Genomic DNA, 15,013 nt, shown 5'->3' on the forward strand with positions numbered 1-15,013 from the left:
GCCCGCCGTTTGCCGCTCACCGTAGGTGGATTGACAGCCCGTCAGGCGGTTGGTGACGATTCGTCGGAAACATTCCCGGTCGGTGCCGTCAGGTCGTACAGGGTCACCCCGCCCACGGTGCTCGCGGTGAACGTCTGCTCGACCCAGGTCGAGATGCTCTGCGAGGCGTTGCTGCCGCCCATGCTGCGCATTCCGCCGCCGCCCATGCCGCCACCGGCCCCGCCGCCGATGAAGTAGTGGATGCGACCATCCCTGACCAACTTTTGGAACTCGGCCAGGGTCGGCGACGGGTCGCTGCCGTTGAAGCCGCCGATCGGCATGACCGGCTTCCCGGTGGCGAGTTGATATCCCGAGGCGCTGTTGGAGCCGACCGAGGCGGCCACCCACGTGTAGTCGTCGCTGTTCTTCTTCAGGGCGGCGACCACCTCCTTGCCGGGGGTGCTGCCGTTGAGCAGGCCGCCCATGCCGCCCCCGCCTGCGCCGCCGCCTCGGCGCGGCGTCGTTCCGGGCGGAACGGCGCCGTTGCCCGGAGTGGTTCGCTGCCCGCGCGGACCGGCCGTACCGTCGGGGGTCTGCCCGTTCTGCCCGGGAACGCCCTGGAACGGCTGGGCCCCCTGGCCGGGTTGCCCGCCCGGGGCTTGCCCCGGCGGCCCGCCCTGGACCCCGCGCTGCCCGTCCCCGAAGCCGCCCGGTCCGCCCGGCCCACCGGGCCCACCCGGTCCGCCGCGCCCGAAGCCCATGCCCGCCGGGCCCGCGCTCGGGATCGACCCGCCCTTGGCGGTGGCGACGGTGTCCCACGTGTACGCCGCAGGCCCCGCCAGCAGCGCCGCCACGGACACCGCGGCGGCCACCGGCGCGAGCCCACGCAGCGCGACGAACGCGGCGCCGAACACGGCCAGTGCGCCGAGGATTCCGCCGACGAGCACGACGTGCCGCAACCACGGATGCCAGTCCGGCGTGCGGTCGAGCAGGTGGTACGACCACCACGCGCCCACCGCGACGGTCACCGCCGCGACCGCCGCGGCGCGCGGATCGTGCCGCCGTTCCCACAGCAGCGCGGCCCCCATCGCCACCACCGCGGCGATCGCCGGGGCCAACGCGATGTTGTAGTAGGCGTGGAAGATGCCCGCCATGTAACTGAAGACCAACCCGGTGGTCAGCAACCAGCCGCCCCACAACACGATCGCCGCCCGGGCCGGATCGGTCCGCGGCGCGCGCCGGGTCGCCCACAGACCCACCACCAGCAGGATCAGCGCGGCGGGCAACAACCAGGAGATCTGGCCGCCCATTTCGGCGTTGAACAGCCGGTCCCACCCGGTGGCACCCCAGTTGCCGCCGCCACCGCGCGGCCCTCCGCCGCCGCCGCCCACGCTGCCGGTCTCGTTGCCGTTGAGCCGGCCGAGGCCGTTGTAACCCAGCGTCAGTTCGAGGATCGAGTTGTGTTGCGAGCCGCCGATGTAGGGACGGGACGATTCCGGCCACAATTCGACGATCGCGATCCACCAGCCGCCGGCGACCAACAACGCGAGCCCGGACCACAGCAGTTGCCGTACCCGACGCCAGAAGCCGACCGGCGCGCAGACCAGGTACACCAGCGCGAAGGCGGGCACGATCAGGAACGCCTGGAGCATCTTGGCCAGGAACCCGAAGCCCACACACGCACCGGCCAGCAACAGCCACCGGGTGCTCGCGTGCTCCTGGGCGCGCAACACCGCGTATCCGGCGACGGTCAGCAGCAGCACCAGCAGCGCGTCCGGATTGTTGAACCGGAACATCAACGCCGCGACCGGGGTCAGGGCCAGCACGGCACCGGCCAACAGCCCGGCCCAGGCCGGGAATCGGCGCCGTACGGCCAGGTAGAGCACACCGACCGTGGCCACCCCCTCCAGCGCCTGCGGGACCAGGATGCTCCACGCGTTGACGCCGAAGACCCGGGCGGACAGGCCCATCACCCACAGCGACGCCGGGGTCTTGTCGACGGTGATCGAGTTGCCCGCGTCCGAGGACCCGAAGAAGAACGCCTCCCAACTCTGCGTCCCGGCCTGAACCGCGGCCGAATAGAACGAGTTCGCCCAGCCCGAGGCGCCCAGGCCCCAGATGTACAGCAGACCGGTCCCGATCAGCAGCGCGAGCAACGCGGGGCGCACCCAGGGCGCATCCGCCTCGCGTCCGCGAGCCAGTCGGGCGTACCAGGGCCGTCGCGTCGCCGCGCCGCTCCCGGGTACCGGGATGGGCAGCGGAGCCACCACGGCGGTCATGCGTCCTCACCTGCCGAATCGATCGAACCGACCGGAGCGATCGAACCGACCGAGCCGGCCGAGCCGACCGAGCCGATCGAGCCCGACGAGACCGGCGAACCGGTCGACCCCGCCGAACCGGCCGCACCGCGCGTGGCGTTGGACGTGATCGAAGTCACCGAGGCAATCCGCGCGCCCGGGCCTGTCGCGCCCGCCGACCCGGCCGAACCCGCCGACCCGCCCGGATCCGCCGGGCCGCTCGGATCGTCCGGCCCACCCGGATCGTCCGGACCACCCGACCCCGACGCATGCACCGAAGCCACGACTCCCGCCGTACGAAACACCCACACCCGCAGCAGCAGGAATCGCACGATGGTGGCCACCGCCCCCGCCACGACCAGCGCGCCCACTTCGACCCCCCGCGCAGGCCGCTGCACGGCCGCGTGCAGGGCGCCCAGCGTCGCGCTGCTCAACGCGAGCCCGACCACGAAGGCCAGGCCGCCCTGGGCCTGATGGCGCCACACCCCGGCCCGCCCGCGTACCCCGAAGGTGAACCGGCGGTTGGCCGCGGTGTTCGCGATCGTGGTCATCGTCAGGGCCAGCGCGTTCGCGGCCAGCGGACCCATGTCACCGCGCAACAGGACGTACAGCAGCAGGTGCGCCAGCGTGCTGACCAGCCCGATCAGCGCGAAGCGCGGGAGTTGCACGCGCATGGACGCCGGCAGCCGCGCGTCGCGCACCCGCGCCGGGACCGACACCCGGAACGTTCCCGCCGCGATCCGCCTGGCCACCCGCGCCATGCCGCGCAGATCGTCCAGCGCGGTGTGCCACACGTCGACCCGACTGTCCGGGTCGTCGATCCAGTCCACCGGGACCTCGTGGATGCGCAACCCGTTGCGCTCGGCGAGCAAAAGCAGTTCGGTGTCGAAGAACCACTCCTCGTCGTGCACATGCGGCAGCAACGCCTGCGCGACCACCGTGCGCGCCGCCTTGAAGCCGCACTGCGCGTCCGAGAAGTGCGTCGCGAACACCCCGCGCAGCAGCAGGTTGTAGGACCGCGAGACCACCTCGCGGCGCGGCCCGCGGACCACCGCCGCCGAACGGGCCAGTCGGGTGCCGATGGCCAGATCGCTGTGGCCGCTGACCAACGGCGCGACCAGCGGCAGGAAGGCGTCCAGGTCGGTGGACAGGTCGACGTCCATGTACGCGACCACGTCCGCGTCGGACTCGGCCCACACCTTGCGCAGCGCCCGGCCGCGACCCTTGCGGTCCAGGTGCACCGCACGTACGTGCGGCAGTTCGCGGGCCAGCTCGCGGGCCACCCGCCAGGTCGCGTCGGTGCTGGCGTTGTCCGCGATGACGATGCGGAAGGCGTACGGGAATCCGCCGAGCAGATAGGCGTGCAGTCGATGCACGCTCGCGGCCAGGACGTGTGCCTCGTTGTACACGGGCACCACCACGTCCACGATCCGCGTGCGAATCGGTGTCGTCAGGCTCATGCCGCGACGGTGTCGAGACGGCCTGGGAGCCGTCTGAGGCGTTTCTTAAGGCGGGATGAGAATCGATGTGCGGCCGGAAACCGGGGTAGCGCCGGCAGTCGGCCGGATGGGGGCTGGCGCGGACGGCCGTGGGATGCGAATCTCGCGTTTCGAGACGCCGATGCTGCCGATCGCAAGACGGGCGCGGCGCGACACAGCGATTCGGAGGTCGGATGAACACCTCGGCGGGTAGCTCAGTGGGCGCGGATTCCGCGCAACCGTTCGTGGAGGCCGTCGAGATCCCGGCCGGGGAATGGGTCTTCAACGCCCGAGTTGCCGGACTGGCGAACGGCCGCCCGGTGTTGTTCCTGCACGGGTTCCCACAGACATCCGCCTCCTGGACGGCGCAACTCCTGGGCCTGGCCCGGGCCGGCTACCGGGCGATCGCCTTCGACCAGCGCGGCTACTCGCCAGGCGCCCGGCCGCCCCAGGAATCGGCTTACGGCCGCGACGAGTTGGTCGGCGACGTGTTCGCCGTACTGGACACGCTGGGCCTGTCCCGGGTGGATCTGGTCGGGCACGACTGGGGCGGCGCGCTCGCGTGGCAGGTCGCGGGGTTGCGGCCGGAGCGGTTGCGCACGCTGACCGTGGTGTCCACGCCGCACCCGGCCGCACTCGCCGCGGCGGTGCGCGACGACAGCAGCGGGCAGCGGGAACAGTCTTCGTACATCAACCTGTTCCGCACCCGCGGGGTCGCCGAGGAGAAGCTGCTGGCGGACGACGCGGCCTACCTGCGGGCGGCGTTCGCCTCGCTCCCGACCGAGATCACCGAACGCTACCTCGCGGTGCTGCGTGAACCGGGCGCGCTCACCGGGGCGTTGAACTGGTACCGGGCGATCGACCCGAAGGTGCTGCGGGACATCGGCGAGATCGAAGTCCCGACCCTCTACGTCTGGAGCGACCGGGACACGGCGCTCGGACGCACCGCCGCCGAGGCCACCGCCGCCTCGGTCGCAGGCCCATACCGCTTCGAGGTACTCGCCGACGTCGACCACTGGGTCCCCGAGAACGGCGCGCAAGCCCTGACCGCCCTACTACTGGAGCACCTGGCGGCCTTCCCCCGGGAGTGACCCGCGCTCCGCCCGGTCCCATCGTCGGGCCCGGGCGGACCCGATCACGGTCGGGACCATTCTGCGCCGTGTTTGCCATCCGCGCTCGAAGCACCAAGTGGGCCCCCATCACGGCGCTTTGCGCGCCCAGGGGAAGACGACGTCGTCGTGCCCGAACCTGGGCAGCAGGAAACGCCACGCCTCATGACGCGATGGAGTCGCCGGAAATACCTGGACCCTGATCGCCTGTTCCAGTTCGATCCGCAGATCCCCGATTTCAGCGACGGCGATGGAAAGGATGCGTGGTTTTGCGCGGCTCAGGACACCTTCGACGACTTCCGCCCCACGGTCGTACGCATACTCCTGTTCCCGGTCCGCAGATGGAGGGGAACCTTCGGGTAGGCGTCGATACAGGTCCTCGGACCCAAGCACGATCCGATTGCCTTGCAACAAGCGGAATGGACATTGAATATGCAACGCATATGCGCGGCCGGTTCGAGCAGGTCCGCCGTCCGTCGTCGTCAACGGGACCTCGTCTCCGAACCCGAGGGTTGCCATGCTTTCAAACCTGCCGATCTCGTGAAATGTCAGACCGACCACGCGTTGCAGACTCTCATTCACCCGCTCCAGTTCGAAGCTCATTGCCGCCCTCCTCCAAACATATGCCGGACTTCAGCCAAGACGCCTTGATAGCCGTAGCCCTTCCCGGAGATCTCATGATGCACGCGCTCCACTTCCGCAGGAGTCAGTGTGCGACCAATCTCACCTTGCACGACTACGATGGCGTCCCTGGCTTGTTTGTTCTGCCTCTCGTGGTCTTGGGTGGTGTCGTATCCATCGCCGTCCCCGTTACCTGGATCCCAGTCGGGAATAGGGAATGAATAGGGCTCGTCATCGGGTGATCCCGTGCCGCAGTGAATGAGACCGAGAGGGTCCTGAAGTGTGAGCGGATTGGTCACATAGCCATGGTTGTTGTGAGCCGCCGCAAGCCCTAAAGGGTCGGCAGATTGGTAGGATGCGATCTCTGGTCGATAATATCGGAACAGATTATAGCTCGAATCTGTTTCGGCATCATAGTACTGACCGGGGAATCGAAGAAGGCAAACGACGTCTGCGGCCGCCTCGGTGGACGCTCCCCACAAGCTCGGCCGTGAGCGCCAGGAAACCTCACTGGTCGAGGACACCAATTCGGTGGGTGTGCCGACCAAATCCGTGAGGATCGCGTAGAAACGTCGGTCTATCTCGTCCTGAGTGGAGTGCTTGAAATCGGTTTGGGTCAGCGGGCGGTGGGTTCCCGGCGCGTAGTCCCACGTGGTGACTTCACCTGCGTTCGTCGACTGCTCGGCGAGTCTATTGCCGTCCCAGGTGAAAGAAATTCGCTCACCGAGTTCATGGTCGTCGACGATCCGTCGTTTCTCGACCCGACGCCCGAGGGGGTCGTATGTGTATTTCCACTGCTCACCCGCCGGTGTCACAACGTGGGTCAGACGGTCATCGGCATCCCACGAGTACCGCCAGACTCTACTTTTCCCCGACAAGGTTTTGCGTGTCACACGGGCGATGCGTCCTTGATCGTCGTGAATATAGTGGGTGCGGCCGGCGCGGCGGACCAATGTCCCTTTAGTCTCCCGACCACCTTGATCGTGGTTATCGGAACCCGGCCAGAATGCATCCGTGACGTTGCCGATCGCATCGTATGCGTAGCGTTCCGACCAGTTGTGGCCGTGGACTGCGGTAACCCTCCCCATCTGGTCGAGATCATAAGTACGAATTCCGGTCGCTTGATCCTCCAATGATGTGACGAAGCCATCCGCGCGATAGCTGTACTCGCGATGGGTAATCCGCTCGGGCGCCCCGCTTGGATCCAGAGTAGCGATCAGTTTATTTTGTTCCGAGCCGGCGCTGAGGGATTGAGTTCTCAATCGTCCTGCGATATCCCAGGTTGTGGCGAGGTTGAGACTCGAACCGAAGGCTCGCCCGACTTCACGGCCCGCCTCATCGTAAGTAAAAACCATCGTCTCGTCCGCCGTGGTCAGCGCGACCGGCCGACCAGCGGCATCCCAACGCCACTCGGCGATTGCGCCGTTCGGGGTTTCGCGACGCGTACGCTGTCCTACTTCGTCATATGTGTTGGCCAACACATGACCGTTGCTGTTCTCTTCGACGACTCGACCGGCCATGTCGCGTTTCAAGGCAAGATGCACGTCGCGGTTTGTCGCTTGGATCAGGCGGCCGCAGGCGTCGTACGCGAAGGTGGTGGTGTGCCCATCGGCTTCGAGCCGCTGGGAGACCAAGCGACCCATTGTGTCACGAGCGTACGAGACGACCTCGGCTGCGCCGTTGCTGCGCAGAATCAACCGGCCCGATGGATCGTGGCGGTAGGTGATTTCCCGGCCGTCGAAGTCGGTCTCGGCGATCAGGCGACCACCCGGGTCGTATTCGTACGTCCAGGTCTGTCCGTGTGGGTTGGTGACCTCGGTCAGTCGAAGCTCGGTGTCGTAGGCAAACTCGTATCGCACTCCATCGGGGTCGATCCGGGCCGCAGGTAAATCGAAGTGAGCCACCTCGAAGCGGGTGATACCTCCCACCGCGTCGCACTGCTCGATCAGGTTTCCTTCGCCGTCCCAGATCCACGTCTGGTGTGCGCCGTCCGGGCCTTCGCGCCGGCAGGGTCGGCCCTCGGGAGTCCAAGCTTGGCGGGTTACCGCGCCGTCGGGTGCGGTAGTGGCAACCACCCGGCCCCAGGCATCACGTTCGTACGTCGTGACGCCACCTGACGGATCGACCATCCGAGTGAGCAGACCAGCGGGGTTCCGCGTCATCGTTGTGGCGGCCCCAAGTGAGTTCGTGGCAGATGTGATGGCGCCGTATTCGTCGACATCGAAGACCGTGGTGTTTCCGGTGGAGGTTGTTGAAGTGAGAAGATTTCCTCGTGCCGAGTATGTATACAACCGAACCGAATCCCCGGGACCGGTCACCCGAACGGGGAGACAAACAGGCCCGTCATACTCCGTGGTTATCTGCGTGCCGTCGGGGCGCTCGATGCCCAGCACGTTGCCAAGGTGGTCGTATGTGTATCGGGTTGTGTGCCCGGATCGGTCCGTGACGGCGAGGAGTTGGTGCCATTGGTCCCACTGCTTGACGACGGTGTGGCCGATCGGGTCGACTATTCGCTCGACCTGTGACCACTCGTTGTAGGCGTACTTGCTGATGTCGCCGAGGGAGTTTGTGTAGTAGGTGACCCGGTACGTGTCGTCGTAGCGGAAAGAACCGCTCAGGTATCCGTCGGACCCGCACGCACGTACGCACCGACCTGCGGAGTCGTACTCGTAGTGATACTCGGTTCCGTTGCGATCGCACCACGAGATCATCCGGTGTTCGTCGTCGTAGGTGAAGCGCTGGGCCGCACCGCTGGAGTCGAACACCTCCGTCAGGTCGCCCCGCTCACTGTACCCATAGCGCACCAAAACCAACTCGTCGCCCGCAGACGGAAGATGACTCTCCGGATGTGTGTCGAGCAGGCGCAGGGTGACGATCCGACCCATTGCCGTGTCCACGGCGATTTGGTAGCCGCCGTTGTGTCGGACCCCGATGAGGGTGCCGTGGTCGTCGTATTCGATTGCGATGGCGTTGCCGTTGCGATCGATGATGGATTCGAGGAGGAAGATCCTCGTGTTGGCGATTGGGCGGAACGTCAACCCCAGACCGAGCTTCGGTTTGCCGATCACGACCGCTCCGTCCGGCTGACCGTCCCAGGCCAGTGGCCAGCGCGAGCCGCCGTATGGGAGTACGAATCGGTCCGGCTCGGGCATCGGATACCGCAGGGTCACTCCGTCGGCGGACCGGAAGACGACCCCCTCCTGGTCGAACTCCACATGCTGGTCGAGTACCGATGCCCACGATGCGCCGAAGTGGCGGCCGTGGCGGTAGGAGGATCGGTGATCGCGCCCGAGCACGAGTGGTAGCACACCCGCCAATCGCAGATCGATCTGCGTCAACGACACCTCGCCGGTGACCGGATCGACGGGATCCCCGCAGGACTCACACGTCTCCTTCGGGCGGTCCTTTTTGCTCAGATCGACCGGATCGGGGGCGTCCGGTCGGGCGATTGTCACCGCCTTGCTGCCGCCGCCTGTCAGCACCGAGATGAGCAGGTCGGGGGCGGTGAGACCGAGGGCTCGTGCCGGGTTCTTGCTCCACTCCTCCCAGTTGACCGCGTCCTTCGCGAACCCCACGGGGTCGCTGAACGCCTGTTGGTAACCGGCAGCGATCTGCTTGAGGTCCGTCAGGTAGGCCCCGGGTTCCGCGTACAGCCGGCCCGGGTTCAGCATCGCGGCCGTCTCCACCAGACCGACCACGCTGTCCTTCGCACCGCCCCCGAAGCTGGTGAGCGCTGTGGTGATCGGGTCACCGCCGCTGGGTGCCGCCTGGATGCCCTTGTCGATGCTCTCGGTGAAGCTCTCCTGAGCGTCCTTGAGTCGGGCCCGGATCCGGCCCAACTCCTCCTCGGCCTCTTTGAGTCGTTCCTTGCCCAAGTCCTTGTCGGGGGTCGACGGGGCCACGTTGTTGTTCCGGGCGGTCTCGCGGTCGATCTGCCACTGCGCCGACCATGCGCGCGCCGCGTTTGCCTCCGGGATTACCCGCGCCGCGACGTCTGCCTGCGCCTGCCGCAACGCACCCGCATATCCGCGCAACGCGTTCGCCGCATCGGTGAAATGCCGAACGGCCTTGTCCAGGGTCTTCGGCAGATCCTCCATCTGGCCGACGAACCCCTCGGCAGCCTTGCCGCCCCACTCCTCAATCTTCGCCATGGGCCGCATTCGACCGGCCGCGTCCGCCGACGAGGTCGAATACAAGGCGAACGTATCCGCCAGCGTCTCCAGGACACTTGCGTCACCCGGGATCAGGTCCGTGACGACCGGGCAATCGGGAATGCTGTTCTTGCCCACAGAGCCCACCCCTACTTCGCCGCAGGCGCGGCAGAAGCCGGCGGAGTCTGGCCGGCCGGGGGAACCGGCGGGTTCGGCGCGAGCGGATTCGGTTGCCGAGGGATCCCGGCGTTCTGTGACAGCTGCTCGAGGGGCCCGGGCGGAACAGGGACGAACCCCTGCTGCGCCTGATGCTCGGCCAACTCGTAGTTGGCAACCACCTGTTGGAGTGCTGCGGCGATCGCCGACCCCTGCTTCACCACCACACCCATGGCATGACCCCACTCATGGACGAAACGCCGCACGCCGTTCGTCACAGGATCCGAACCGCACCGCTCGACCCCGGCCGCGATCTGGCCATCGTCCTTCCAGATCCGATCCGCCACCTGCAGCGTTGCGATCAACGGATCCACAGTCTTTCGCAGATGATCCACAGTGACCTGAAAGCTTCCGCCGCCACCGTCCGGTACCGCGTCAACCATGAATAGTCGCCCCCAGCACAGAGTCGAACAAGGATCCGGTAACTCTAATGGAGTCATCGGACACGTCCCGTAAGGTTTTCGCTCCCGGGGCAGCGTGCTCGGGTGTGGTGTCAGGGGCGGCGGGTGTTGTCGGGGTAGCGTGGGTGTTCGGGGAGGCCGAAGTGCTCACAGGGCATCTCGAAGACATGGTGCGGCAAGGTCGGAGACCGGCGAGCCGCGCGGCCATGCGATCGTCGGGGAACTCAAGTCCCGCAGTAGCGGGCGGCTCGCCCTGCCGGGTGGGGCCGTCCACCCGGCGCTGCGCTGCCTGGAGGGTGCGGCCTGATCGCCGGCCGCCGGTCCGTACACGGCGGGCGTTGCCGCGGCTACGAAGTCGCCCGGGTGGGTCGTCGGGCACCAACCGAAGAGCGCTCCTCGTGGCGGGAGTTCACCTCGGTGCCCTCCGATGTCCTGGGGGCGGAGCCGGGATGGGCCGAGACGTCGTGACCGGGATCGGTAAGCGGACCGGCCCGGCCGAGGGCGCGTGTCGCGCCGGTGCCGAGTGGGGATTCGCGATCGTGGTGGCCGAGGCGTACGACGGGGCAGTCCAGCGAGGCGGTGTGCACTGCGTGGCCACGACCTGGCGTTGGCTGCGGCGGTGAGCGCGGCCATGGGAACCGGCGGGCAGGGTCGGCAGGGGCCGTTTTGGGATGTGGTGGCGGGGCGGGTGGCGCCGCCGCCGGCGGCGTTGTTGCTCGGGTGGGAGTTGGTCGAGGTCGATCCGGAGCGGGGCACCATCGAGGTGGCGTTCGCGGCCGACGAGCGGTTCGTGAACCCGGTCGGGGTGATCCAGGGCGGCTTCCTGGCCGCGATGCTCGACGACACCCTCGGGCCGGCGCTGGTCGCCACGTTGCCGCCGGACCGGTTCGCGCCGACGCTCGACCTGCACGTGCAGTTCCTGCGGCCCGCCCGCCCCGGCCGGCTGTTGGGACGCGGGCGGATCGTGCAACGGGGCCGGGAGGTGTGCTTCCTCGCCGGTGAACTCGTCGGCTCCGACGGCAAACCGGTGGCCGTGGCGACCGCGACCGCATGCATCCGGGTGGTCGGTCAGGCCCCGTCCGGCGGATCCTGACGGATCGGGCCGGGTCGTCCGGAGCCGGGCGGCGCGCCCCACCAGGATCCGCCGGACAGGGCCCGGCGCCCCCCGGACGGGGCCCGCGCTCACCCCGGCGTGCCCGGCAGCCGTATCCGCGCGATCGTGCCGGGCCCGTCGGCGGCCGGCTCCAGGGCCACCGTGCCGCCCGCCTCGGCGACCGTGCGGGCCACGATGGCCAGCCCCAGACCGGAGCCGGGCAGGCCGCGGGCGGCGGGCGCGCGCCAGAAGCGCTCGAAGACGTAGGGGACATCGGCGGCGGCGATCCCGGGCCCGTGGTCGCGCACGGTGAGTTCGCCGTCCCGCAGGCGCACCGACACCGTGGCCTCGGCGCCGGAACCGCCGAACTTGAGCGCGTTGTCCAGCAGGTTGACCACCGCCCGCTCCAACGCCGCCGGCTCGCCCCGCACGAACCAGGGTTCGATCTCCGTCTCGATCCGGGCATCCGGCGCCCGCAACCGAGCCCGCTCGACCGCGCGTTCGATCGCGATGTGCAGCCCGGCACTCGTGCTCGGCGGCGTGCTGGGCACGTGCTCCGGGCGGGCCAGCAACAGCAGGTCGCCGACCAGGTCGGAGAGTTCGACCAGTTGCGCCTTGACGTTGTGCAGCAGGCGCTCCTTGTCGGCGCTCGGGATCGGCCGTCCGCTCTGCTCGCTGCGCAACAGCAGGTCGGTGTTGGTGCGCAACGACGTGAGCGGCGTGCGCAGTTCGTGCCCCGCGTCGGCGATCAGCCGCTGTTGGCGCAGCCGGGACGCCTTGAGCGAGGCGGTCATCGCGTTGAACGAACGGCCCAGACGCGCGATCTCGTCCTTGCCCGCGACCGGGATCACGATGTCCAGATCCTCGGTGCGGGCCACGTGCTCGGCCGCCTCGGTGAGCCGGTCCACCGGCCGCAGCGCGGCCCGCGCCACCAACAGGCCCAGCGTCGCGGCGCCCAGGATGCCGATCGCGCTCACCACCGCCAGCCACACCGCGAGGCTGTCCAGCGAACTCTCGATCTCGGCCAGCGGTCGGGACACCGACACCGCCGTATCCCGACTCACGTGCTGCGTCATCACCCGGACGTGCTTGCCGTCCTTGGCCGTCGCGTCGTGGAAGACCACCTTGTCGTCCTCCGCCGCGTTCGCCGCCGCGACCTCCTTGTCCGCCGCGTGCACCGGCACCGGGGCGACCGGGTCGGTCGTGGTGCCCAACTGTGTGCACGACCACCCGTCGGCCCGGACCACCTGGTAGGTCAACAGGCCACGCTGGAACGGCGGTGCGGGTCGGCCGCAGATGTCGGCGATGGTGGCGCTGGGCCCGCCGCGCGGGTTCATGAACGGCGTCCCGGTGGCGGCCAGCGTCCGGTCCATCTGCTCGCGGAGCTGATTGCGCGTCAATACCCAGCAGGTCACCGCCGCCGCCGCGACGGCGAGTGCGACGGCGAGCGCGGTGAGCAGCGCCAGGCGGGCGCGCAGCGGCAGGTGACGATGCATCAGGCCGGCGTCTCCGCCGCACGCAGTACGTAGCCGACGCCGCGCACGGTGTGCACCAGTCGGGGGAGCCCGCCCGCCTCGGTCTTGCGGCGCAGGTACATCACGTAGACGTCGAGCGAATTGGACGCGGGCTCGAAGTCGAACCCCCAGACGTTGCGCAGGATCTGCTCCCGGGTCAGCACCTGACGCGGGTGGGTGAGCAAGAGTTCCAACAGGGTGTACTCCGTTCGGGTCAGATCGATCGGCCGGCCCGCCCGGGTGACCTCACGCGAGGCGGTGTCCATCCGCAGGTCGGCGAACGCGAGCGCGTCGTCCGCCGTCTCGGTCGGGCCGGACATCGCGCTGCGCCGCAGCAGCGCCCGTACCCGGGCCAGCAGTTCGTCCAGCTCGAACGGCTTCACCAGGTAGTCGTCCGCGCCCGCGTCCAGCCCGGTGACCCGGTCGCCGACCGCGTCGCGGGCGGTGAGCATCAGCACCGGGAGCGTGTCGCCCCGGGCGCGCAGTCGCCGGCACGCGGTGAGGCCGTCCATCCGCGGCATCAACACGTCCAACAGGACCAGATCCGGCGCGTCGCCGGCGATCGCGCTGAGCGCGGCCACGCCCTCGTCGGCGAGGGTGACCCGGTAGCCCTCGAAGCGCAGGCTGGATTCGAGCGCCTCGCGTACGGCGGGCTCGTCGTCCACGACGAGGATGTGCGGCGTTCCGGTGTCGGCGGCGGGCGTCATGGCGAGCGGCTCCTTCATTCGGCGGACCCGGGGATCGATTACTGCGGGTGGCCCCACGGTCGCACGCGGACACCCTCCGTGTGGACTCGGCACTATGCGTGTCGTGCCAATGTGCGCGCTGGACATGAAAGGAACATGAAAGCGACGCCGTTCGATCGAAGGTGACCCGCTCATGTGAGGATCTAGGGCCACGGCACCAGTATCGCGAGCGGCAACTCCCGCCGGTCGCGGCGCTGGGCCCGCGCGACCCGGTCACCCCCGGCCGTCGCGCCGACCGCCCCGAACCCGGAGGAGAACCGTGGACGCCGAGCCGGCACGCATCAACCTGGACGCCGAACCGGAACACCCGACGCCGACCGACGACCCGGCGCGGATGACCCTGGACGACGGGATCGCGACCATCACCCTGGACTCGCCCGCCAACCGCAACGCACTCTCCGCCCGCCTGGTCGCCCGACTGCGGCACCACCTGGCCGAGGCCGGCGTGGACGAGCGGGTGCGCGCGGTGGTGCTCACCCACACCGGACCGACCTTCTGTTCGGGCATGGACCTGCGCGAGGCGGCCGAGGGCGGCATGGCCCAGGGCGCGGAGCAACTGCTCGCGCTGCTGCGCCTGGTGGTGGAGGTGCCGGTGCCGGTGGTCGCGCACCTGCGCGGCAACGCGCGCGCGGGCGGCATCGGTCTGGTCGGGGCCGCCGACCTGGCGATCGCGCCCGCACAGGCCACGTTCGCCTTCACCGAGGCGCGGTTGGGGCTCAGCCCGGCGGTGATCTCGCTGACCACGGCGCCGCGGATGGACCCGCGCTCGGTGTCGCGCTACTTCCTCACCGGCGACGTGTTCGACGGCGTCGAGGCCGAGCGGATCGGGCTGCTCACCCGCGCGGTGGACGGCGTCGCCGGCGCGGACGACGCGGTCGCGGCGCTGGTCGCCTCGTTCCGACTGTGCTCGCGCCAGGGGCTGATCGAGTCCAAGAAGCTCACCACCGGAGCGCTCCGGGCCGGCTTCGATCGGGACGGTCGGGCCCTCGCGCAGCGCTCCGCCGAGTTGTTCGCCTCCGCGGACGCGACCGAGGGCATGGCGGCCTTCCGGGAGAAGCGCGCGCCGAAGTGGGTGACCGGGTGAGCGAACACCCGCGGGCGCCGCGTCGGCCGGGCATCGGCGGGCGGTACGTGGTGACTTCGGCTGATTCGGCCCGGACGAACCGGTGCCGCGGGTGAACGAGGGACTGTTCCGGCTGCCCCGGAAGCGGGTCGAACTCGCGCCCGGGGCCTGGCACGTACCGGACTGGCTCACGCTCGACGAGCAGCGCGAACTGGTGGTGGCGGCGCGGGCCTGGGCCGCGCCGCCCGCCGGGATGCGGCACGGGGTGATGGCCGCGGGCGGCGTGATGAGCGTGCGCAGCGTGTGCCGGGGGCTGTTACGGTCTCTTATAAACAACTGACGCTG

11 protein-coding genes and 1 pseudogene are annotated in these 15,013 nt (G+C 69.1%); 5 read left to right on the plus strand and 7 right to left on the minus strand.

Annotated features, from left to right (window positions below):
- Positions 1-41: 41 nt before the first annotated feature.
- Both ACFXMF_RS31775 and ACFXMF_RS31780 read right to left on the minus strand, forming a co-directional pair.
- Entirely contained in the window at positions 42-2,258 is a 2,217-nt protein-coding gene (locus ACFXMF_RS31775; protein ID WP_379989891.1) for an ArnT family glycosyltransferase, read from the minus strand.
- A complete protein-coding gene (locus tag ACFXMF_RS31780) occupies positions 2,255-3,736 on the minus strand; it encodes a glycosyltransferase (protein ID WP_379989893.1) in 1,482 nt (493 codons plus the stop codon). Before ACFXMF_RS31780 ends, ACFXMF_RS31775 begins: the two co-directional genes overlap by 4 nt.
- Before the next feature lie 212 nt (positions 3,737-3,948).
- Between ACFXMF_RS31780 and ACFXMF_RS31785 the strand changes: the two genes are divergently transcribed.
- A complete protein-coding gene (locus ACFXMF_RS31785) occupies positions 3,949-4,845 on the plus strand; it encodes an alpha/beta fold hydrolase (protein ID WP_379989894.1) in 897 nt (298 codons plus the stop codon).
- A 108-nt stretch (positions 4,846-4,953) separates the two neighbouring features.
- On the opposite strand, the gene ACFXMF_RS31790 is transcribed toward ACFXMF_RS31785, so the two are convergent.
- Genes ACFXMF_RS31790 through ACFXMF_RS31800 form a run of 3 tightly spaced genes read right to left on the minus strand, consistent with a single transcriptional unit; the run spans position 4,954 to position 10,234 of the window.
- Positions 4,954-5,466: a hypothetical protein gene (locus ACFXMF_RS31790; protein WP_360312654.1), complete on the minus strand. Its 513-nt coding sequence runs from the start codon at positions 5,464-5,466 to the stop codon at positions 4,954-4,956.
- On the minus strand, positions 5,463-9,773 hold the full coding sequence (locus ACFXMF_RS31795; RefSeq protein WP_379989895.1) for a DUF6531 domain-containing protein: 4,311 nt from the start codon (positions 9,771-9,773) through the stop codon (positions 5,463-5,465). Before ACFXMF_RS31795 ends, ACFXMF_RS31790 begins: the two co-directional genes overlap by 4 nt.
- Positions 9,774-9,784: 11 nt before the next feature.
- Positions 9,785-10,234 (minus strand): hypothetical protein, encoded by a 450-nt coding sequence (locus tag ACFXMF_RS31800; protein ID WP_360312658.1) that lies wholly within the window; start codon positions 10,232-10,234, stop codon positions 9,785-9,787.
- A gap of 467 nt (positions 10,235-10,701) precedes the next feature.
- Between ACFXMF_RS31800 and ACFXMF_RS31805 the strand changes: the two genes are divergently transcribed.
- Positions 10,702-10,875, plus strand: a complete 174-nt coding sequence (locus ACFXMF_RS31805; protein ID WP_360312660.1) for a hypothetical protein — start codon at positions 10,702-10,704, stop codon at positions 10,873-10,875.
- Positions 10,872-11,345 (plus strand): PaaI family thioesterase, encoded by a 474-nt coding sequence (locus tag ACFXMF_RS31810; RefSeq protein WP_360312662.1) that lies wholly within the window; start codon positions 10,872-10,874, stop codon positions 11,343-11,345. The genes ACFXMF_RS31805 and ACFXMF_RS31810 overlap by 4 nt, the downstream gene beginning before the upstream one ends.
- An 89-nt stretch (positions 11,346-11,434) precedes the next feature.
- Here the strand turns inward: ACFXMF_RS31810 and ACFXMF_RS31815 are convergent, their stop codons facing one another.
- Both ACFXMF_RS31815 and ACFXMF_RS31820 read right to left on the minus strand, forming a co-directional pair.
- Entirely contained in the window at positions 11,435-12,841 is a 1,407-nt protein-coding gene (locus ACFXMF_RS31815) for a HAMP domain-containing sensor histidine kinase (protein WP_360312664.1), read from the minus strand.
- Entirely contained in the window at positions 12,841-13,566 is a 726-nt protein-coding gene (locus ACFXMF_RS31820; RefSeq protein ID WP_360312666.1) for a response regulator transcription factor, read from the minus strand. Before ACFXMF_RS31820 ends, ACFXMF_RS31815 begins: the two co-directional genes overlap by 1 nt.
- Positions 13,567-13,864: 298 nt before the next feature.
- On the opposite strand from ACFXMF_RS31820, the gene ACFXMF_RS31825 reads away from it, so the two are divergent.
- On the plus strand, positions 13,865-14,689 hold the full coding sequence (locus ACFXMF_RS31825; RefSeq protein WP_360312668.1) for an enoyl-CoA hydratase family protein: 825 nt from the start codon (positions 13,865-13,867) through the stop codon (positions 14,687-14,689).
- 91 nt (positions 14,690-14,780) lie between these two features.
- A pseudogene (locus ACFXMF_RS31830) lies at positions 14,781-14,981 on the plus strand (alpha-ketoglutarate-dependent dioxygenase AlkB); the annotation flags it as partial.
- Between the last annotated feature and the right edge of the window lie 32 nt (positions 14,982-15,013).

Origin of the sequence: Embleya sp. NPDC059213 (assembly GCF_042754445.1) — a bacterium.
Lineage (GTDB): Bacteria > Actinomycetota > Actinomycetes > Streptomycetales > Streptomycetaceae > Embleya.

Excerpts from the sequence above, each read along its gene's own strand:
- ACFXMF_RS31805 (WP_360312660.1), top strand. The coding sequence starts at position 10,702 with ATGGGCCGAGACGTCGTGACCGGGATCGGTAAGCGGACCGGCCCGGCC.
- ACFXMF_RS31775 (WP_379989891.1), bottom strand. The coding sequence starts at position 2,258 with ATGACCGCCGTGGTGGCTCCGCTGCCCATCCCGGTACCCGGGAGCGGC.
- ACFXMF_RS31785 (WP_379989894.1), top strand. The coding sequence starts at position 3,949 with ATGAACACCTCGGCGGGTAGCTCAGTGGGCGCGGATTCCGCGCAACCG.
- ACFXMF_RS31780 (WP_379989893.1), bottom strand. The coding sequence starts at position 3,736 with ATGAGCCTGACGACACCGATTCGCACGCGGATCGTGGACGTGGTGGTG.
- ACFXMF_RS31790 (WP_360312654.1), bottom strand. The coding sequence starts at position 5,466 with ATGAGCTTCGAACTGGAGCGGGTGAATGAGAGTCTGCAACGCGTGGTC.
- ACFXMF_RS31815 (WP_360312664.1), bottom strand. The coding sequence starts at position 12,841 with ATGCATCGTCACCTGCCGCTGCGCGCCCGCCTGGCGCTGCTCACCGCG.
- ACFXMF_RS31800 (WP_360312658.1), bottom strand. The coding sequence starts at position 10,234 with ATGGTTGACGCGGTACCGGACGGTGGCGGCGGAAGCTTTCAGGTCACT.
- ACFXMF_RS31820 (WP_360312666.1), bottom strand. The coding sequence starts at position 13,566 with ATGACGCCCGCCGCCGACACCGGAACGCCGCACATCCTCGTCGTGGAC.